15 protein-coding genes and 1 tRNA gene are annotated in these 19430 nt (G+C 63.2%); 6 read left to right on the top strand and 10 right to left on the bottom strand.

Going from position 1 to position 19430, the window contains the following annotated elements:
- The first annotated feature begins 69 nt into the window (after nucleotides 1–69).
- Entirely contained in the window at nucleotides 70–963 is an 894-nt protein-coding gene (locus FW760_RS00815) for a LysR family transcriptional regulator (protein WP_054914265.1), read from the top strand.
- A gap of 264 nt (nucleotides 964–1227) precedes the next feature.
- Nucleotides 1228–1578, top strand: coding sequence for a DUF6124 family protein (locus FW760_RS00810; RefSeq protein ID WP_153046100.1), 351 nt, complete (start codon nucleotides 1228–1230; stop codon nucleotides 1576–1578).
- 348 nt (nucleotides 1579–1926) lie between these two features.
- On the opposite strand, the gene FW760_RS00805 is transcribed toward FW760_RS00810, so the two are convergent.
- The 5 genes from FW760_RS00805 to FW760_RS00785 form a co-directional block, all read right to left on the bottom strand.
- Nucleotides 1927–2067: a hypothetical protein gene (locus tag FW760_RS00805; protein WP_167400183.1), complete on the bottom strand. Its 141-nt coding sequence runs from the start codon at nucleotides 2065–2067 to the stop codon at nucleotides 1927–1929.
- A 228-nt stretch (nucleotides 2068–2295) separates the two neighbouring features.
- Entirely contained in the window at nucleotides 2296–3270 is a 975-nt protein-coding gene (locus FW760_RS00800) for a Bug family tripartite tricarboxylate transporter substrate binding protein (protein WP_078481051.1), read from the bottom strand.
- A 170-nt stretch (nucleotides 3271–3440) separates the two neighbouring features.
- Nucleotides 3441–4580, bottom strand: a complete 1140-nt coding sequence (locus FW760_RS00795; protein ID WP_213607311.1) for a mandelate racemase/muconate lactonizing enzyme family protein — start codon at nucleotides 4578–4580, stop codon at nucleotides 3441–3443.
- A 15-nt stretch (nucleotides 4581–4595) separates the two neighbouring features.
- Entirely contained in the window at nucleotides 4596–5717 is a 1122-nt protein-coding gene (locus FW760_RS00790; protein WP_043860271.1) for a mandelate racemase/muconate lactonizing enzyme family protein, read from the bottom strand.
- Entirely contained in the window at nucleotides 5714–7339 is a 1626-nt protein-coding gene (locus tag FW760_RS00785) for a BCCT family transporter (protein ID WP_100632495.1), read from the bottom strand. Before FW760_RS00785 ends, FW760_RS00790 begins: the two co-directional genes overlap by 4 nt.
- Before the next feature lie 123 nt (nucleotides 7340–7462).
- Here FW760_RS00785 and FW760_RS00780 point away from each other — a divergent pair, with 123 nt between their 5' ends.
- Nucleotides 7463–8365 carry a LysR substrate-binding domain-containing protein gene (locus tag FW760_RS00780; protein ID WP_078481055.1) on the top strand — a complete coding sequence of 301 codons (903 nt, stop codon included), beginning with the start codon at nucleotides 7463–7465 and terminating at the stop codon, nucleotides 8363–8365.
- Nucleotides 8366–8384: 19 nt separating this feature from the next.
- Here the strand turns inward: FW760_RS00780 and FW760_RS00775 are convergent, their stop codons facing one another.
- A complete protein-coding gene (locus FW760_RS00775; protein ID WP_054916486.1) occupies nucleotides 8385–9314 on the bottom strand; it encodes a LysR family transcriptional regulator in 930 nt (309 codons plus the stop codon).
- Nucleotides 9315–9422: 108 nt separating this feature from the next.
- On the opposite strand from FW760_RS00775, the gene FW760_RS00770 reads away from it, so the two are divergent.
- Nucleotides 9423–10619 carry an MFS transporter gene (locus FW760_RS00770; RefSeq protein WP_446443486.1) on the top strand — a complete coding sequence of 399 codons (1197 nt, stop codon included), beginning with the start codon at nucleotides 9423–9425 and terminating at the stop codon, nucleotides 10617–10619.
- Nucleotides 10620–10716: 97 nt separating this feature from the next.
- The gene (locus tag FW760_RS00765) at nucleotides 10717–13932 is read left to right on the top strand and encodes a response regulator (RefSeq protein ID WP_446443485.1); all 3216 of its coding nucleotides are present in this window, start codon (nucleotides 10717–10719) and stop codon (nucleotides 13930–13932) included.
- A 115-nt stretch (nucleotides 13933–14047) separates the two neighbouring features.
- Here FW760_RS00765 and FW760_RS00760 read toward each other — a convergent pair.
- The 4 genes from FW760_RS00760 to gacA all read right to left on the bottom strand — a co-directional run bounded on the left by FW760_RS00760 (nucleotide 14048) and on the right by gacA (nucleotide 17248).
- Nucleotides 14048–14123 (bottom strand) — tRNA-Gly (locus FW760_RS00760).
- A gap of 65 nt (nucleotides 14124–14188) precedes the next feature.
- Nucleotides 14189–14749 carry a CDP-diacylglycerol--glycerol-3-phosphate 3-phosphatidyltransferase gene (gene pgsA / locus FW760_RS00755; protein ID WP_043860267.1) on the bottom strand — a complete coding sequence of 187 codons (561 nt, stop codon included), beginning with the start codon at nucleotides 14747–14749 and terminating at the stop codon, nucleotides 14189–14191.
- Nucleotides 14750–14781: 32 nt separating this feature from the next.
- Nucleotides 14782–16605: an excinuclease ABC subunit UvrC gene (uvrC, locus tag FW760_RS00750; protein ID WP_043860266.1), complete on the bottom strand. Its 1824-nt coding sequence runs from the start codon at nucleotides 16603–16605 to the stop codon at nucleotides 14782–14784.
- A gap of 1 nt (nucleotide 16606) precedes the next feature.
- A complete protein-coding gene (gene gacA / locus FW760_RS00745; RefSeq protein WP_043860265.1) occupies nucleotides 16607–17248 on the bottom strand; it encodes a response regulator transcription factor GacA in 642 nt (213 codons plus the stop codon).
- Nucleotides 17249–17973: 725 nt separating this feature from the next.
- Between gacA and FW760_RS00740 the strand changes: the two genes are divergently transcribed.
- Nucleotides 17974–19281, top strand: a complete 1308-nt coding sequence (locus FW760_RS00740) for a nucleotide sugar dehydrogenase (RefSeq protein ID WP_043860264.1) — start codon at nucleotides 17974–17976, stop codon at nucleotides 19279–19281.
- Nucleotides 19282–19430 lie beyond the last annotated feature (149 nt).

The raw sequence follows: 19430 nt of genomic DNA, 5'->3' as shown, positions 1-19430 counted from the left end.
ATGCTACGATGCAGTTTTTTAACGCGGTAGATAGCATTTTTGGCAATCACCTTTGCGCAGGAGGCACAAGTGGACTTCAACGGCAGGTCAGGTGAAATGAGCGTGTTCACCACCGTGGCGCACGAAGGCAGCCTGTCGGCCGCGGCACGTGCACTGGGCGTGACACCCTCGGCAGTCAGTCGGGTCATCGCGCGTACCGAGCAACGCCTTGGCACCCGCCTGCTGTTGCGCACCACCCGAGCGATCGCCTTCACTGCCGAGGGCGAAGCGTTCCTGCGCGGCGCCCGGCGTATCCTGGCCGATATGGACGAGGTCGAAGCAGCGATCGCTGACCAGGGCGTGCCCAGGGGGCGATTGCGGGTCAGTGCCGCCCTTGGCCACGGGCGGCTGGCCATCGTCCCGCTGGTGGCAGCATTCAGCGCCCGTTACCCGAACATCGTCGTCGACCTTACCCTCGGCGACGAAGTGGTCGACATTCTCGGCGGGCAGGCCGATGTCGCGATCCGCTTCGGCCATCTGCCCGACAGCCCACTGACCGCGCGCAGGATCGGCGACACCGGCCAGGTAGTGGTGGCATCGCCCGATTATCTGCAGCGCGAGGGCATCCCCAAGGAGCCGGAAGACTTGTTTCAGCACAATTGCCTGCGCTTCAACTTCCGGCGTGCCGAACCCAACTGGCCGTTCATCCGCGATGGAAAAGAGTTTTCCCTGAAGGTCAGCGGCAACATCGAATGCAGCAGTGGTGAAGCGCTGGCACAACTTGCGCGAGTAGGCGCCGGCATTGCACGTATCGGTGAGTTCAGCGTGCGCGAGGATCTGCAGCGCGGCGCCCTGATTCCGCTGCTGGAAGCCTGGAACCCTGGGGACCAGGAACCGATCCATGCTGTGTTCGTCGGCGGGGCGGCAATGCCGGCGCGGGTGCGATTGTTCGTGGACTTCTTGCTGGAACATCACCGGATGTAAGCGCTTGATCTGAAGTTTCCGGGTACTTGTGGTGTTGAAGTCTCGAAAATGTCGTTACTTCACCAGCATCGATGCTGAAACGGTAACCCCTCCAGCTTCCCCACAAGCCAGAACCTTGAATACCCACCCCCACCCCGTTAACCTTCGCCCATCGCTTTTTGTGTCTGCTGTTTCGTGTCATGGCAGCTGTGCGTGGGGCGCATTCGTGCGCGCCGGGTTCCTTGATTCCCGGTCTACCAACCTGCGTACAGCGCCACCCTTCGTCTGGTAGCGATAGGTGTCGGCTCCACCAATCAAGGGAGCTGCACAATCACAAGAATCGTCCCCGCTCCCCCGCTTGTTAATTCCCGCAAAACCACCTACACCGCCTTCGGCTGTAGCAACGGAAACCACCCTCCCCTGTTTTCCGTCTGCGAAGGCATCGAGCTCGAAGATGCGTTGGTCCATCTGTCGCTACAGATCCAATGCGCCAAGGACACCACCGCACAAGCTTGCGAACGCGCCGACGCGCAGTTCAAGCACCTGCTGGTGGCAGCGCAGCAGTCGCTGGAGATGAGCACCGTGTTGATCGAAACGGTGCTGGACGGCATGGAGGCGCAAGCGGTAGACGCGTAACGACGTGACACCCGGGCCGCAGACGCGGCCCACTGATAGGGGTGCCTATACGCCAAGTAGGAGCCGGCTTTGCCGGCGAAGCGACGCGCGGGCAGCGCGCGGCCTAGAGAGCGCCATCAGATTCAAGGCATGCCCCCCAAACCCAGATGCAATTTCAAGACAGGTGACTGGGGATGTCTTCAGAAAGGCCACCAAAGGATCGCGGTGAGGTTATCAGGTGCCAGTCAATGCTGTTGTGCCAGTCACAAGATCGAGCGCCGCGAGCGCGGCGCTTCGCCGGCAAAGCCGGTTCCTACATGGGCTGCCACGTGCCAACGCCTGTGAGATTCGAGTTGCCAGCCACCACAACTACACCACCAGAATCGCCTCATGCACATCAATTGTCGGAATCGGCACCACACAACGGCGCGTGTCGAGCCACTGGCGCATCTTGCAGGCGTCGAAAATCTGGCCCTCGTCCATCATCGTCAGGATGAGCTTTTGAGACATGTGGTAACACCCACATTTCAGGCAACGCCGCCCTTCCCACCCGGCTGGGCAGTCGATGGCCTCGGCGTGGCCGGCGCAGATCAGACAGCTCATGCAACCCCCTGATTGTTTTTCTGGGCGGGAAGGAACGTGCTGGTTACACCACAAAAAACAGCGTTCGAAAAAGGCATGAAAATTCCGTGCCAAGGCACGTATCTCGACAGATGGCAGCTGTTTCGGGCACCCGCCTCACTGGCCCCTGCGAAGGTCGTCGATCAGGGTCTTGTACCCGGCCACCTGCTGCTTGACGTAGGTGCGCAATTGATCACCGGTCAGGGCGAACGGCAGCAGCCTGAAGCCGCTGCGAAGCTGGGCGAACTGTTCCGAGGCCAGTAGCTGGTCGAAGGTGTGCTTCCACCAGGCGTAGTCCTCGTCGCTGACCCCGGGCCCCAGATAGAAGCCCCTGACCACCGGGCAGACGATGTCGTAGCCCTGTTCCCTGGCGGTGGGTACGTCCTTGAGCTCACCGCCCAGGCGTTCTTCCGAGAGTACGGCCAGCAGGCGCATCTCGCCGCGCTGCAGGTGGGTGATGACCTCGAACGCATCGGTACTGCTGACTTCGATGTAACCGCCCAGCAACGCCGTGGCGCTTTCGCCGCCGCTTTCCAGGGCGATGTAGCGCAATTCGCCAATATCGATACCCGCGGCCTTGGCGAGCAACGCGGCCTGCACCCAGTCCTGCCCGCCGGCAGTGCCGCCGGAGCCGAACAGCACCTTGCGCGGCTGCTGCTTCAGCGCCTTGACCAGGTCGTCGAGGTTCTTGTACGGGGAGTCGCTTCTTACCGCGATGGCGCCATAGCTTTTGCCCAGGGCGGCGACCCAGCGTACCGCGCCCTCGTCGAAGCGCCCGAACTTGCCCTGAGCAAGGTTGAGCAGCGACCCGCTGGACCATGCGATCAGGGTGCCCGGCTCTGCCGGCCGTTGCGCGATGATGGTGTTGTAGGTCACCGCCCCGACCCCACCGGGCATGTAGGTGATCTGCATGGGCTGGTCGAACACCTTGTTCTGGGCCAGGGCTGTCTTTATCAATTGGCACATCAGGTCCCCACCGCCACCCGATGAACCGGGCACGATGCACTCGGGCGAAGACGGCGGCGCCGCCAGCAACGAAGTGGCGAACAGGGAGCAAGCAATCGAGCAGATACTGCGCAGGAAAAACGTCATGGCGGTCGCCTGTTATTGTTTTTGGTATGACTTGGCAGTTGCGCACCGGGCGGGTTGTCGCCAGTGCACAACTGCACGTACCAAATCTTAGGCTGTGTAGCTTTCTCCAACCTTGCAGCAAGGCAGCGTACGCTGCCCGCGCCATGACTGCAAAACCGGCACCACGGCAGTTACGCAGCGCCCGCCTGGCGGCCGACGCTCAGCTGCAACTGGGCAACGCGCCCGATCTGCTCCCAGTCGATCTGCAGGCCCAGGCCCGGTTGCTGCGACACCGTCACCTGCCCTTGCGCGTTGGTGCGGATCGGGTTGGCGGTGGCGAACTCGAACAGCTCGACCTCGCACGCCTGTTCGAAGTAGCTGCACACCGGCTGCCCCAGCATCAGGTGCAGGTTGGCCGCCTGCGCCAGCGAATGCCCCCAGCTCTGCAGTTCGACCTTGAGCCCGCTGGCCGCAGCGTGGTGGATGATCTTCAGCGCGGGGGTGATGCCGCCGCAGGTCATCACATCCACCCGCACACGGCTCCAGCACTGCTGGCTGGCGGCAAACGCCACCAGCTGGCTGTCGGTGATGGCGTTGCCGGCGGCCAGCACCGGCACCTGCAGCCGCGCGCTCAAGTGCCGGTACCCGGCCAGGTCGTAGTCGTCCAGCGGCGCCTCGAACCAGGCGTAGCCCAGTTCGCCCAGCACCCGCCCGACCTTGAGCGCGGCGTCCAGGTCGTAGCGCTGCTCCACGTCCAGCATCAGCGCCAGGCCCTTGTCGCCGTGGGCCCGCTGAACCTGCTCGAGCAGTTGCAGGTCGCGCGCCGGGTCGCACCAGCAATGGAACTTGATGGCCGCAAAGCCCGCCTCGACCAGTTGCTGCACGGCGTCCACATAGGCCTGCGGCGTGGCCAGCACCGGCGTGCTGGCGTAGGCGTCGATGCGCTCGCGGTAGCCGCCCAGCAGCCTGAACAGGGGCAGGCCCGCCGCCTGCGCCGCGATGTCCCACAGCGCCACGTCGATCAGCGCCTGGGCCTGGGCCGAGCGCGCATAGGCCCTGGGCTTGAAGTGCATCCACAGCCCTTCGCGCTGCAGTGCCGAGCGCCCGAGCAGGTCGGGGATCATGTCGCGCAGCGTCTCGGCCAGTACCGCGTCGGGGTGGTGCGTGGTGTACGAATCGGTAGCCGCCACGCCGACGATGCCGTCGCAGGTGCTGATGCGGATGAAGGTGTGCGTGGTGCACGGCGCCGGTTGCTCCGGGGTCCAGGTGGAGCCGCGCAGCGGCGGCGCGCACACGAACACCTCGACCCGGTCGATGATCTGGTTGTGCATGGGGGCCTCCCGCCTCTAGGTGCGAACGCGATAACGCTCGATCATCGCCTCGTCCAGTATCACGCCAAGGCCTGGGCTGTCGGGCACGCGCACATGGCCGTCCTCCAGTGCCAGCAGGTTGCTCACCAGGCCACGGAACAACGGGCTGTCGCTTTGCGAGTATTCGATCAACTCGCCAAACTCGCTGGCCGCCAGAAAGTGCACGGTGGCTGCCAGCAGGATGCCGGTGCTGAAGCCGTGGGGCACCAGTTGCGCGCCGTGCAGTTGCGCCAGTTCATAGATGTGGCGCATCTCGCTGATGCCGCCGCAGCGGGTGATGTCGGGCTGGATGATTGCCGGGCGCGAAGCCTCCAGAAAGTGACGGAACTCGTGCCGCGTGGCCAGCCCCTCGCCGCCGGATACGCGCAGCCCGGAGCGCTCGGCCAGGTACGCCAGGCCGCGGGTGTCGTCCGAAGGCAAGGGTTCCTCGATCCAGTTGAGGTTGAACTGGCGCAGTGCATCGCATTGCACCAGCGCGTGGGAGTAGTTGCGCCAGCGCCCCACCAGGTCGATCTGCAGTTGCACGTCATCGCCGATCTCCTCGCGCACCAGTTGCAGCAATGCCTTGTCCCTGGGCAGGTCTTCGCCAAAACCTGCGCCGCCGAGCTTGATGCTGCGCAGGCCCTGGGCCAGCAGGCCGCGTACCCGCTCGCGGTTGCCGGCCTCGTCGGGCCGCGGGATGAAGGTGCCGTAGGCGGCGATGCGCTCACGGTACTTGCCGCCGAGCAGGGTGTGCACCGGCACGCCGTAGTGCTGCCCGGCGATGTCCCACAGGGCGATGTCGAGCGCGCTGATGGCATGGATGGCCACGCCGCGCCGGCCCATGTATTCGCAGTGGCGGTACATCTTCTTCCACAGCCGGTCGATTTCCAGCGGGTTCTCGCCGACCAGGATGTCGCGCAGCCCCTGGCAGGTTTCATGGGATGCCGGGGTTTCGATCAGGGCCTTGACCACGGCCGGCGAGCTGTCGGTTTCACCGATGCCCAGCAGGCCGCTGTCGGTGTAGATGCGCACGATCAACGCATCCTCACCCCACTCGCAGGGCTGGTCGAGCGCAGGCACGCGCAACCAGATCGCTTCTACATCGACTATTTTCATTGCAGGTTTTCCAGAGTTTTCGGGGCGCCCTGGCGAGCTTGGCGAGGGGCCTGTTCGGTGTCGCATGCAGTGCCCTGGGCCAGGCGGGCGGACTGCGCTTCGATCAGGTGTGCGGGCATTGCCGCGTAGTCTTCGCGCAGCCACTTCAGCAGCCCCCAGATCTTCACCATGAGGATGAAGATGAACGGGATGGCGGTGAGGATCACGGCAGTCTTGAGGGTGTTGAGCGAGGCATTGATGTACAGCATCGCCAGCGGCAGCACGGCCAGCATCAGGCACCAGAACAGGCGCAGGCTCGGCGACGGGTCCTGGCCTTCACGCAGGTTGCGGGTGCTGGTGGCGGCCACGGTGTAGGCCACGGCGTCCAGGTGCGAGGCCAGGAACACCAGCATGAGCAGGAAGTACACCACCGACAGCAGTTTGCCGAACGGCAGGCTGGCGAGCAGCATCGACACCGCCGCTTCGCCGCCGGCACCGCTGAGCATGGCCGGGGCATTGACCACATCGGTGACGAACTGGTGAATGGCAAAGCTCTGCAGGCTGCCGAAGAAGAACCAGCAACCGCCGCAGCCGCCCAGGATCATCGCCAGTACCACCTCGCGAATCGTGCGGCCCTTGGAGACGCGGGTGACGAAAATTGCCACGCCCGGCGTGTAGGTGATCCAGTACAGCCAGTAGAACACGGTCCAGTCACGGGAGAAGCCGCCGTCCCCGGTAGGGTCGGTGAACAGGCTCATGTGGATGAAGTTCTGCAGGGTCAGGCCGATGGCGTTGGCGATGTTGCTGACGCTGAACTGGGTGGGCCCCAGCAGCAGCACGACCAGGGCGAACAGCATGGTCATGCCGCAGGCCAGTTTTGCCAGGCGCTGCATGCCGGAGCTGATGCCGATGTAGGAGCTGAGCGAGAACACCAGTGTCACCAGGATCACCAGCGACGCCTTGAGCATGAAGCCGTCGGCAAGCCCGGTGAGGTCCGACAGCCCCTTGGCCACGGTGGAGGTGGTCAGGGTGGTGGTCAGCACCAGCCCGCCGAAGGTGGCGAACAGGAAGATCAGGTCGATGACCCGCCCGACCGGGCCGTGGGCCTTGTAGCCGGTGATCGACTCGATGATGCCCGCCAGGCTCAAGCCTTTGTTCTTGCGCACATGGAAGTGATACGCCATCGCCAGCGAGGCGATGCCGTAGATGGCCCACGGGGTCACGCCCCAGTGGAAGAACGAGTAGGCGATGCTCATCTCCAGCGCCTGCTTGCTGGCGGCGGTGATGTTCAGGCCCGGGGTGAGGTAGTAGTAGGCCCATTCCATGAACGCCCAGTACATGGTCGCCGAGCCGAGGCCGGCGCAGATGAACATGAAGATCCAGCTGGTGTTCCTGTACTCGGGCTTGCCCTCGCCCAGGCGGATGTTGCCGTACTTGCTCATGCCCAGGCCGATCACCAGCACCACGCAGGCAAAGCCCAGTACCTGGACCAGCACGCCGAAGGTGGTGGTGGCACGGGTGAAGAGCTGATCGGCCAGTACCTTGGCCTGATCGGGGAACATCATCAAACCGATGACCGTCAGCGATATCACCACGATGCTGGTGAAAATCAGCGTCAGGTCTTTCTGGGTGTTCTGCTGCATAGTGAGTCCCAACTGTTGTAATTATTGGATAGACCCCCGTATTGGCGGGCTCGGCGGCTAATGTAAGCTGGTGCCCAGCGCCGAGAGAATCGCGATTTGGTAATGGACTAATAACGAAGTCTTATGAATAAATTCGCCCTGACCCGCCTGCCGCACATGACCCTGCTGCTGGCCTTCAAGACCGTTGCCGAGCACGGCAGCTTCACCCGTGCCGCCACCGCGCTGCACCTGTCGCAGTCGGCCATCAGCCAGCAGGTGGTCAAGCTGGAGGAGGCATTGGGGGTGACGCTGTTCGTGCGTTCGACCCGTACCGTGGCCCTGACCAGGGCCGGCGCCGCGCTGCTGGACGATATTCGCGCCCCCTTCGACCAGCTGGTGGCCGCCTTCGAGAAATGCGCGCGCAAGGCCGCACCGTCGGTGCTGCACATCGAGGCCGAGCCGGTGATGAGCGCGTTCTGGCTGACCCCGCGCCTGAAGCATTTCACCCAGCGCTTCCCCGCGCTGCGCATCCAGCAACTGCTGAGCACCCAGCGCGTCGAGTTTCCCGACGAGGTGGAGCTGGCGATCAAGTGGGGCACGGCCGACTGGCCGGGTTTCGAGACGCAGTTTCTGATGGGCCTGAACTACGTGCCTATCTGCTCGCCCGCATTGCTCGAAGGGCCCGACGCGCTGCGGGTACCGGCCGACCTGGCGCGTCACCCGCTGCTGCATGACCGGCATCATCACGACTGGGAAGCCTGGCAGGCGCTGTACCCCACGCCAGGGCTGGAGGTGCGCAGCGGGCACGTGGTCACCGACTCCAATGTGCTCGCGCAGCTGGCGATCGAGGGGCATGGTGTCGCCCTGTGTGCGATCGAGCTGACCGAACGGGCGGTGCGCAGCGGCGAACTGGTGATGCCCTTCCCCGAGCTGGTGATGCCGCATCAGCTGGCGTATTACCTGCTGACCAAGCCGCACAAGCAGATCAGCGACATGGCCCGGCAGTTCATTGCGTGGCTGAAGGAAGAGGCAGGCAACGGGGCGTAGTGCGTGACTGGGTGCCCGATCAGCCCATCAGCTCGACATCCGGAATCGCCGCCACCGTGGTTTCGCGCAGCAGCGCCAGGAACTCGACGACATAGGGTTTCTGGCTGTCTGCCGGCAAGGTGGCAGCCCAGATATCCGAGATAAGCCCCTCGCGGGTGATGGGCCTGGCCGTCACGTACTGACGCTGGAGGTAGGTCTGCACGGCCCAGCGTGGCAGCACCGCAATGCCGCGCCGCGCTGCCACCAGCATCAGGATCGCGACAGTCAGCTCGGCGGTGCGGCGCACAGGCTTGATCCCCGCGGGCCGCAACAATGAGCGGACAATGTCCAGCGCGTCTTCCTCGATCGGATAGGTCACCAGGGTTTCGTCGATAAAGTCCTCGGCCGTCAAGAACTCGCGCAGGGCCAAGGGGTGGTCATTGGCAACCAGTGCCACCAGCGGATAGCGAAACAGCCCGTGAAAATCGACCCCTTCCTCGTCCCTTTCGGAGCAGGACACCAGTGCAAGATCGGCGGTGCGCTGATGCAGCAGGCCAACGGGATCGTCGTGATAACCCGATACCAGGTCCACTTCCACCTCAGGCCAGCGTGCTCTAAAGGCATCGACTGCGGGCATGAGCCAGTCAAAACAGGTGTGGCATTCGACGGCGATACGCAAGGTACCGCCGGTGCCTTCGGCCATCTGCAGCAGGTCACGCGTGGTCTGATTAAGAATGGGCACCACTTTGTCGGCGGCTTCCAGCAGCCGCTTGCCAGCCGGCGTAAAGACCACCGGGGAAGACTTGCGAACGAACAATGGGGTGCCGAAAAACTCCTCCAGCGCCTTGATGTGATGGGACAAGGCGCCTTGGGTCAGTCGCATCCAGGACGCGGCGCGGGAGACGCTACCACTGTCGCGCAGGGCCACCAGCGTTTGCAGGTGGCGAACATCGATCGGGATTCTGTCCATTAAATTTACTGAGGTTAAGTGACGATATTATTCGTTTGAATAATAGACCTGCGATTTTCATACTTCCAGCCTCGATTTCACCCAGGCAAGACAGAGGCTGCACGCAAGATGAAAAACACACACATGCACAGGCAGGTCGGCATTCTGGCAAGTGCACAGGCCTTGTTCCAGACGGTTTCGGTTCTGGTAATGACCATCGGCGCACTGGCAGGCGCCCAGTTGACCCACCGCGCCGACATGGCCACATTGCCTATCGCCAGCATGTTCCTGGGCACCGCACTGGCGATGTTTCCGGCCTCGTCATTCATGGCAAACGCCGGGCGCAGGGCCGGCTTTGTACTTGGCGCGGCGCTGGGCGTGACCGGCGGCATGGTCGCTGCCGCCGGTATCTGGTTCGGCTCCCTGGCCCTGCTCGCACTGGGCACCTTCCTGGTCGGCACCTATCAGGCCTTTGCCCAGTTCTACCGTTTTGCCGCAAGCGAGGTCGCGGACGAGAGCTTGCGCCCCAAGGCCATCTCGCTGGTGCTGGCAGGTGGCATAGTCGCTGCACTGCTGGGGCCGGCGTTGGCGCGGTTCGGAGGCCAGTGGATAGGCCCGCAGTACTTCGGGTCATTTGTTCTGCTGACCGTCGCCGCCGTGTTGGGGCTGGGCGTGCTGCTGTTTCTGGATATGCCTGCCACCGAACCACCGGCGGCGGCCCTGGACAAGGGCCGGCCATGGGCCCGGATCGTCCTGCAGCCGACCTACCTGGTAGCCCTGTTCGGCGCGGTGACCGGCTATGGCGTGATGATACTGGCGATGACGGCGACTCCGCTGGCGATGCTCCACCATCACCATCCGCTGGCCACGGCCGCCACCGTCATCCAGTTGCACGTGATGGGCATGTTCCTGCCCTCGTTCTTCACCGGCGCCCTGATTTCCCGGCTGGGTGCGGCGTGGGTGATGCTGCTGGGCGTGATGCTGCTGGCCTTGCACGTTCTGACCACCTGGTTCGGCACGGGCTTCAATGCCTTTGCCAGTGCTCTGGTTCTGCTGGGTGTGGGCTGGAATTTCCTGTTCATCGGCGGCACGGCCTTGCTGACCACAACCTACAGCCCGGCGGAAAAGAGCCGGGCCCAGGCGACCAACGACATGGCGATCTTTGCGGTGGGATTGACGTGCTCGTTTGGCGCCGGCGGCCTGCTCGACGTGTTTGGCTGGCAGGTGCTGAATGCGCTGCTGCTGCCTTGGCTGGGGCTTGCCGGCCTGATGATCGTATGGCGGCTCGTGGCTGAAAACCGCACCCGAACGCTACCGCAGGGCTAGGGCCGCACGGGGTGTGGCACCCGGGATGATCCGGCAAGCACTCCAGCTCTTGTATAGACTGGGTCTGGACGCGCCTCATCACTGACGGGATTGCACGATGAATCACCGCTACACCCGCCTGGACAGGCTGGCCAGCAGTTCACTGCGCCTGAACATGGGGCTTGCCGTGCTCCTGGGCCTGGCGCTGCTGTTGACTGGCTTATGCTACTGGGGCGTGAATCGCGTGCTGCAGAAGCAGGAAGACACGGTGAAGTTTCACTTCGCCCGCCTGATGGAAAACATCCGCGAGCAGGAAGCCTTTCTCAGCGCCGTGTCGCGCAAAAGCGCCGAAGGCCAACTGCTGGGCGCCTCCAGTGTGCCGGTGGTGGTGCAACGGTCTTCGTCCGATGCCACCGGTGCGGTCTATGAAGAAATCGAATACGCCTTCTCCCTGCCGTTCAGCGTGAAGATCAACCCGGCCAGGATCGCAGCCTCGCAACACGCCAGCGTCTCTACCCTGGGGGCGAACCTGGCCAACTACTACAGTGCATTCTGGTCGGCTTCGCACTATCAATCGCCCCAGGTGCTGCTGTTCAACCTGCCGGACAACTTCGATATCAGCGTACCGGCCATGGGGCGCCTGCGCGGCACGGGTCGGCCCCGACAAGAGGACTTCGATCGTGTGGTGCGCCAGGTGGGCAAGAGCCTGCACGACCACGCGCCGCAGGACCACCAGGTGCAGTGGGTGCCCTATGACGCAGGCCCCGATGCCCCTGCCACTGTGCTGGGGTATGTCGACATCGACCTGTCGGCAACCCGGCTGCACATTTCAGGGGCCAGCCCCTCGGTGGTGGTGGCGTCCATGTTCACGCTGGATCAGGTCAACAACATCGAACGCATCATGCAGTGGTCGATCTACGATCACTTCAGCCTGATCGCCCCCACCCGCGAGGCATTGGTGGGCGAGTTCAAGCCCGATCGGGTGCTGCATGAAGGCCTGAACCTGAACGCTGACGGGCTGGTGTTCCGTGTGACAAGCCCGGGCGAGCAGCCCTGGACCGGCATCTATGTGATCGGTTTCAACAGCTTTGTGGACTATGCCTTCTGGCCGCTGCTGGGGCTGGTTGCACTGATGCTGGCCGGATTGGGCGGCGGCTGGGCGTTCAATCACTGGTATCGCAAGCATGTGGTGTTGCCTGCCCACCGTGCACTTGAAGACATCGCCGAGAGCGAGGCTTTCAGTCGAGCCGTCATCGACACGGCGCCAGCCGGTCTGTGCGTGCTGCGTTGCAGCGACTACGCGGTGCTGCTGGAAAACCAGCACGCCCAGCAGTCCCACGGCAGCGCCACGCTGATCGGCGCCCTGCGTCGACAGCACGACCTGCCCGAGCGGGGCTCAACCGATCTGCAGGTTGAAGGCCGCCATTGGCACGTGAGCCTTGTGCCTACCCGCTACCACGGCGAAAACGCCTGGCTGTGTGCCTTTCATGACGTTACCCGGCTTGTCGAAGATGCCGCCAGCCTTGAACAGGCGCGCTTGGCCGCCGATTCCGCCAATGAAGCCAAGACACGTTTCCTGGCCACCATGAGCCATGAGATCCGCACACCGCTGTACGGCGTACTGGGCACCCTGGAGCTGATGGGGCTGACCGCGCTCGACCCGCGCCAGCAGCACTACCTGCAGACCATCCAGCGATCATCGGCCACCCTGTTCCAGCTGATCAGCGACGTGCTGGATGTGTCGAAGATCGAATCCGGACAGATGACCATCGACGATCTGGACTTCTGCCCTCTGGAGATGATCGAGGCCACACTCGGCACCTACAGTGCATACGCCCAGGCCAAAGGCTTGCAACTGTATGCCTGCATCGATGCCGACCTGCCCGACCGGCTGCGCGGCGATCCGTTGCGCATTCGCCAGATCCTCAACAACCTGCTGAGCAATGCCATCAAGTTCACCGACAGCGGCCGGGTGGTGCTGCGGGCTCGGGTCGTGGAACAGGACAGCGAATACAGCCAGTTGCAGTGGCAGGTCAGCGATTCGGGACTGGGTATTTCCCAGGCCCAGCAGGTGCATCTGTTCGACCCGTTCTATCAGGTGCGCGACGCCAGCAGCGAGGCCGGTGCAGGCCTGGGCCTGTCCATCTGCCGCCGGCTCTGCGAACTGATGGACGGCCAGCTCGACGTGGTCAGTGCAATCGGGCTGGGCAGCAGTTTCACCCTGCAGTTGAAGCTGCCCCGCGCGCCCGGCGCACTCACCGACTGTCCTGAATTCGAGCCATCCACCGCCCCTGTGTACGTGCGCGCGCCCGTCCCGGAACTGGCCCGGCACCTTTGCGCCTGGCTCGTTCGGCTGGGGGTAGACGCCCGTCCGCTGGCCAGCGACATGGGTTCGGGCAACGACGCGACACTGTTGGTGGACATGCTCGCGTCCGGTCAAGCGTGGGCTGGCCCCCGGATCAACGCCGTACCGGGCGGGCCCAACCCACCCGACCACGGCGCTGATGGCTGGGAGGTCGATGCCTACGACGTTCGCGCGATCGCCAGGGCGGTGGGCCTGGCGCACGGCGGTCACGACACGCAGCACAGCGCCTGGCCAGCGGGCACCCGCCAGCCACTGGACCTGCGGATTCTGGTAGCCGAAGACAACCCCATCAATCAGGCGATCATCAAGGAGCAACTCGAAGCCCTGGGCTGCGTGGTCACGGTGGCGTTCAACGGTGAGCAGGCACTGGCACTCTGGGCGCCCGGGGCGTACGACCTGGTGCTCACCGACGTCAACATGCCGGTTATCAATGGCTATGAGCTGACCCAGGCATTGCGCCAGCAGGATGCCGACCTGCCCGTGATCGGCATCACAGCCAACGCCATGCGCGATGAAGGCGAGCGCTGCGCGGCCGTGGGCATGAACGCCTGGATGGTCAAGCCCCTGAACCTGCACACCTTGCGCACTCAGCTGTTGCAGCACTGCGAGCTGGTTCTGCCGCAGCCCTTCACCGAGGTCGACGACGCCGCCACCACACCATCGAGCGACGTCGACACCGTCCACGTTCCGGCTGCGATGCGAAAACTGTTCATCACCTCGATGCGCGACGACCTGCGCAAGATCCACGTCGCACTGGACAACGCCGATGCCGGCGTCCTGGCGCAGGTACTGCACAGCCTGGGCGGCGCCCTGTGCTCGGTTCAGGCGTTCACCCTGGCCACCTTGTGCGCCGAACTGGAATGCCAGCTTGCGGGGTCGCACATCACGCCGCAGCTGGCCCGGAAAGTACGCCAGGTGCAAACGCGCCTGGAGACCGTGCTGAACACACAGCAGGCCCTGGACGGTTGAAGCCGTCCTGTCTTGCGTATTCGAAGAGGATTGTTGCGCAACGAAAAAAGGGCCACTTTTCAGTGGCCCTTCTTTCTGACGAATTACAGACCTTTCGATCTGTAGCTCCAAATACTGGAGCGGGAAACGAGACTCGAACTCGCGACCCCGACCTTGGCAAGGTCGTGCTCTACCAACTGAGCTATTCCCGCGTCGTGTTGATGGGGGCCATTCTAGCGATTTTAAAAACGCCGTCAACCCCTTGATTCAAAAAAGTTTATTTTATTTCAGAGCCTTCACGCAGGTGCGGCCAGGCTGCACGCAGGTAGTGCACCATCGACCACAGGGTCAGCCCCGCCGCCACCAGCAGCAGCGCATAACCCAGGCCTACCCAGAACCCCCACACCGGCGGGTTGCCCAGCAGGATCACCAGCGCCAGCATCTGCGCCGCGGTCTTCCACTTGCCCAGGTTGGACACCGCCACATGGGCACGTGCGCCCATCTCGGCCATCCATTCACGCAGCGCCGACACCACGATCTCGCGACCGATGATGACCGCCGCCGGCAGCGTGAGCCACAGGTTGGCATGCACCTGCACCAGCAGCACCAGGGCCACGGCCACCATCAGCTTGTCCGCGACCGGGTCGAGGAAGGCGCCAAACGGAGTGCTCTGCTGCCACCGACGAGCCAGGTAACCGTCCAGCCAGTCGGTGGCGGCGGCAACGGCAAACACGCTGCTGGCGGCTATGTAGCTCCAGTGATACGGCACATAGAACAGCAGTATGAAGATCGGTATGAGCAGAACGCGTAGTACGGTAAGCAGATTCGGGATATTCATCGGCACAACTGGCTGCGAGGTGAGCGGGCATTCTACTCGCTATGCAGGCTGTCATAAATCGACTCGGCAAGCTTTTTACTGATTCCGGGTGCTTTGGCGATTTCTTCGACGCTGGCACGGCTCAGTTCCTGCAGTCCGCCAAAGTGTTTTAGCAGGTCGCGCCGGCGCTTGGGCCCTACCCCGGCGACGCCTTCCAGGGTCGAGGTGCGCCGCGTCTTGCCGCGCCGCGCGCGGTGACCGGTGATGGCGAAACGGTGCGCCTCGTCGCGGATCTGCTGGATCAGGTGCAGCGCCGGCGAGTCGCCCTTGAGGGTGAACTCGTGGGCCACATCGTTGAGGTACAAGGTTTCGAAACCGGCCTTGCGCGTGGTGCCCTTGGCCACGCCCAGCAGAATCAGGTCGGGCACGGCCAGTTCCTGCAGCACGTCGCGGGCCATGTTCAGCTGGCCCTTGCCGCCATCCACCAGCAGCACGTCCGGCAGCTTGCCCTCGCCGTCCTTGATCCGCGAGAAGCGCCGGGTCAGGGCCTGGTGCATGGCCGCGTAGTCATCGCCGGCGGTCACGCCCTCGATGTTGTAGCGCCGGTAGTCGGACTTGATCGGGCCTTCGGGGCCGAACACCACGCAGGAGGCCACGGTGGCCTCGCCGCTGGAGTGACTGATGTCGTAGCACTCCAGGCGCTGCGGGGTTTCATCCAGGTCCAGCACCTGGGCCAGCGCATCGAAGCGCGCGGCCATGTGCTGGCGGTTGGCAAGGCGCGCCATCAGCGCCTGCTCGGCGTTGGTCACGGCCAGTTGCTGCCAGCGCGCGCGGGTGCCGCGCACCCGATGGCTGATGGTCAGCTCGCGACCCCGCAGGGCCTCGACGGCGGCGCACAGGGCTTCGAAGTCTTCGTGCACCACGTTGACGATCAGCTCGGCAGGCAGTTCGCGCTCGGCGTTGCCCACGTAGTACTGGGCCAGGAACGCCGACAGGACCTCGGCCACGTCCTCCTCGATGCCCACCTGCGGAAAGAAGTTCTTGCTGCCCAGCACCCGCCCGCCGCGCACGCTGATAAGGTGCACGCACGCCCCGCCCGGGTTGACGAAGGCGGCCACCACATCCACGTCGCCGCTGCCGCCCTCCATGCTCTGCTGATCCTGCACGCGACGCAGCAAGGCGATCTGGTCGCGCAGCTCGGCGGCACGCTCGAACTCCAGGGCCATCGCGGCGCGCTCCATCTCTTCGTTGAGCTCGTTGGTCAACTGGTGGCTGCGCCCCTCCAGGAACATCACCGAGTGGCGCACGTCGGCGGCGTACTCCTGTGGCTCGACCAGGCCGACGCACGGCGCCTTGCAGCGCTTGATCTGGTACTGCAGGCACGGCCGGGTGCGGTTGGCGTAATAGCTGTCTTCGCACTGGCGCACGAAGAAGGTCTTTTGCAGCAGGCTCAGGCTTTCGCGAATGGCACCGGCACTGGGGTAAGGGCCGAAGTACCTGCCCTTGGCCTTCTTGGCCCCGCGATGGATGCCCAGGCGCGGGTAGTCGCCATCACTGAGGAACACATAGGGGTAGGACTTGTCGTCGCGCAACAGGATGTTGTACGGCGGGCGCCATTCCTTGATCAGGGTCTGCTCGAGCAGCAGCGCCTCGGTCTCGTTGGCGGTAATGGTGGTCTCGACCTGAGCGATGCGCGCCACCAGCGCGGCTGTCTTGGGCGCCAGGCCCGCCTTGCGAAAATAGCTCGCCAGGCGCTTCTTGAGGTTTTTGGCCTTGCCTACATACAGCAGGCGCGCGCCTTCATCGAACATCCGGTAGACACCCGGACGTCCGCTGCAGGTCGCCAGAAAGGCACTTGAATCAAATGCTGGGGTCATATCAGAGGTTGGCGTCAACCATACCGTGGCGCACGGCCAGCAACGTCAGTTCCACGTCGCTGGTAACGGAAAGTTTCTCGAAGATCCGGTAACGGTACGTATTCACCGTCTTCGGCGACAAGCACAGCTTGTCGGAAATGATCTGCACCTTCTGGCAACCGACGATCATCAGGGCGATCTGGATCTCCCGCTCCGACAGGCTGTCGAACGGCGAGGCATTCTGCGGTTCGAACGACTTGAGTGCCAGCTGCTGGGCTATCTGCGGGCTGATGTAGCGCTGCCCGGCAAACACCAGGCGAATGGCCTGGACCATTTCACCCAGCCCGGCGCCCTTGGTCAGGTAGCCGGCCGCACCGGCCTGCAGCAGGCGGGTGGGAAACGGGTCTTCCTCGCACACGGTCACGGCCACCACCTTGATGTCGGGGTGGCTGCGCAGCAGCTTGCGGGTCGCCTCCAGGCCACCGATGCCGGGCATCTTGACGTCCATCAGGACCACGTCGGGCTTGAGTTCGCGGGTGAGTTTCAGTGCTGCCTCGCCGGAATCGGCTTCCCCTACCACCTGCAGGCCGTCGATGTCGGCCAGCATGCGGGTAATGCCCGTACGCACCAAATCGTGGTCATCGACCACCAGGACCCTGATCAAGCAGACACCTCGCGTTACGGTGTGAATTGTATCCGGCCACCTTAGCAAAAAATCGACCGGGTGAGCTAACTGTAAACGCCATCCGGCTGACGTCAATTTCCCAGCCTTCCTACGTGGCTTCCTACGCGGCTCATCGTCACTGCAGCTGGGCTTCTGCCTGGATGAGCAGACCTGCCTGTACAGGCACAGGCCACGCATGAAACTGAAACTATGCCCGGCTCGCCACGCGGAGCACAAGCGGTGGCGAATGCAAAAAAAAGCAACGCCAATAAAACAGGCTGTTCACGCTCGCGATGCACTCATCAACACAACTAACCCGTCGCCCGATTGCAACTTTCAAAACATTAAGCTGAAACGGTTTACCTAATTAAATGAAGGCGATTTGCCACCATTAAAATTTATGTAAAAACCTCGTGGAAGCATTTTTTTGGCGCCATTAAAACACACCCAATACACATATCAATTTTTTGACGTCGAACTTTCTACAAACTATATGTCATTGTTTTTAAACAGTTTTTTAACTTTCACAAAACAAACTATATTTTTTTCTAGTTAATTTGATATGAAGTGTTGCCGTTCCAAAATTAAACGCTATAGGATGAAAAAAAGAGAGATAAGCCGCCGACGAACATCAACGTTCGCCGCGTTTCAGTTTGCGCCTGCCGCCTGAACATTTATCAACTACACAAGGGTTCGCTCAGGCGAACAGTGCTAAAGGGATCTCTATGAACATCAGTATTTTCGGGCTCGGATATGTAGGTGCCGTGTGCGCCGGGTGCCTCTCGGCACGTGGCCACAATGTGGTGGGGGTGGATATCTCCCCGGCCAAGATCGACATGATCAACCAGGGCAAGTCGCCCATCGTCGAGCCGGGGCTCGAGCAGCTGTTGCAACAGGCCGTGCAGCAAGGGCGCCTGTACGGCACCACCGACGTACAACGCGCCGTGCTCGACACCGAACTGTCGCTGCTGTGCGTGGGCACGCCCAGCAAGAAGAACGGCGACCTCGACCTGGTGTACATGGAGGCCGTATGCCGCCAGATCGGCGAAGCCCTGCGCGACAAGGCTGGCCGTCACACCGTGGTGGTGCGCAGCACCGTGCTGCCAGGCACGGTCAACAACGTGGTCATCCCGCTGCTCGAGCAAGCCTCGGGCAAGAAGGCCGGCGTCGATTTCGGCGTGGCGGTCAACCCCGAGTTCCTGCGTGAAAGCACGGCCATCAAGGACTACGACTTCCCGGCCATGACCGTGATCGGCGAACTCGACACCCAGTCGGGCGACATCCTGCAATCGCTGTACGAGGGCCTGGACGCCCCGGTGATCCGCAAGTCGATCGAAGTGGCCGAGATGATCAAGTACACCTGCAACGTGTGGCACGCCACCAAGGTGAGCTTCGCCAACGAGATCGGCAACATCGCCAAGGCCTCCGGGGTGGACGGACGCGAGGTGATGGACGTGGTGTGCCAGGACCACAAGCTCAATCTGTCGCGCTACTACCTGCGCCCCGGCTTCGCCTTCGGCGGCTCGTGCCTGCCCAAGGACGTGCGCGCCCTCACCTACCGCGCCGGCCAGCTGGACGTCGAGCACCCGCTGCTGGCCTCGATCATGTCCAGCAACCGCAGCCAGGTGCAGAACGCCTTCGACCTGGTCAGCGGTTTCAACAAGCGCCGTATCGGCCTGCTGGGGCTGAGCTTCAAGGCCGGCAGCGACGACCTGCGCGAAAGCCCGCTGGTGGAGCTGGCCGAAATGCTGATCGGCAAGGGTTACGAGCTGCGCATCTTCGACGCCAACGTCGAGTATGCCCGGGTGTTCGGCGCCAACCGCGACTACATCGAGTCGAAGATCCCGCACGTGTCGTCGCTGCTGTGCAACGACCTCGACCAGGTGATCGACGGCGCCGAGATCATCGTGCTGGGCAACAACGACCCGCGTTTCGCCCAGGCCCTGGAAGGCAATGGCGACAAGCAGATCGTCGACCTGGTCGGTTTCATGCCCAACGCCAGCAACGCCACCCAGGAAGGGATCTGCTGGTAAGGCCACAGGCTCCGTCAAGAGAGCCCAAGGCGTTCGACTCCACGCGTCACCCGACTGTTTACCTGCCTGAGTGCCGCCTCCTTCGGAGCGCCGGCGAACCTCATGTGCGTGAACGGCCGGGTGCGCGCTGCCCGTACCAAGGAGAAACG

This window comes from Pseudomonas sp. 1176_21, assembly GCF_052850635.1.
The sequence above is the reverse complement of the archived record's forward strand: the minus strand, read 5'-3'. Positions and strand labels throughout refer to the sequence as shown.

Coding starts and splice junctions, on each gene's coding strand:
- FW760_RS00800 (WP_078481051.1), bottom strand. CDS start 3,270: ATGACGTTTTTCCTGCGCAGTATCTGCTCGATTGCTTGCTCCCTGTTC.
- FW760_RS00770 (WP_446443486.1), top strand. CDS start 9,423: ATGAAAAACACACACATGCACAGGCAGGTCGGCATTCTGGCAAGTGCA.
- FW760_RS00780 (WP_078481055.1), top strand. CDS start 7,463: ATGAATAAATTCGCCCTGACCCGCCTGCCGCACATGACCCTGCTGCTG.
- FW760_RS00795 (WP_213607311.1), bottom strand. CDS start 4,580: ATGCACAACCAGATCATCGACCGGGTCGAGGTGTTCGTGTGCGCGCCG.
- FW760_RS00790 (WP_043860271.1), bottom strand. CDS start 5,717: ATGAAAATAGTCGATGTAGAAGCGATCTGGTTGCGCGTGCCTGCGCTC.
- FW760_RS00785 (WP_100632495.1), bottom strand. CDS start 7,339: ATGCAGCAGAACACCCAGAAAGACCTGACGCTGATTTTCACCAGCATC.
- uvrC (WP_043860266.1), bottom strand. CDS start 16,605: ATGACCCCAGCATTTGATTCAAGTGCCTTTCTGGCGACCTGCAGCGGA.
- FW760_RS00775 (WP_054916486.1), bottom strand. CDS start 9,314: ATGGACAGAATCCCGATCGATGTTCGCCACCTGCAAACGCTGGTGGCC.
- FW760_RS00765 (WP_446443485.1), top strand. CDS start 10,717: ATGAATCACCGCTACACCCGCCTGGACAGGCTGGCCAGCAGTTCACTG.
- FW760_RS00805 (WP_167400183.1), bottom strand. CDS start 2,067: ATGTCTCAAAAGCTCATCCTGACGATGATGGACGAGGGCCAGATTTTC.
- pgsA (WP_043860267.1), bottom strand. CDS start 14,749: ATGAATATCCCGAATCTGCTTACCGTACTACGCGTTCTGCTCATACCG.
- FW760_RS00740 (WP_043860264.1), top strand. CDS start 17,974: ATGAACATCAGTATTTTCGGGCTCGGATATGTAGGTGCCGTGTGCGCC.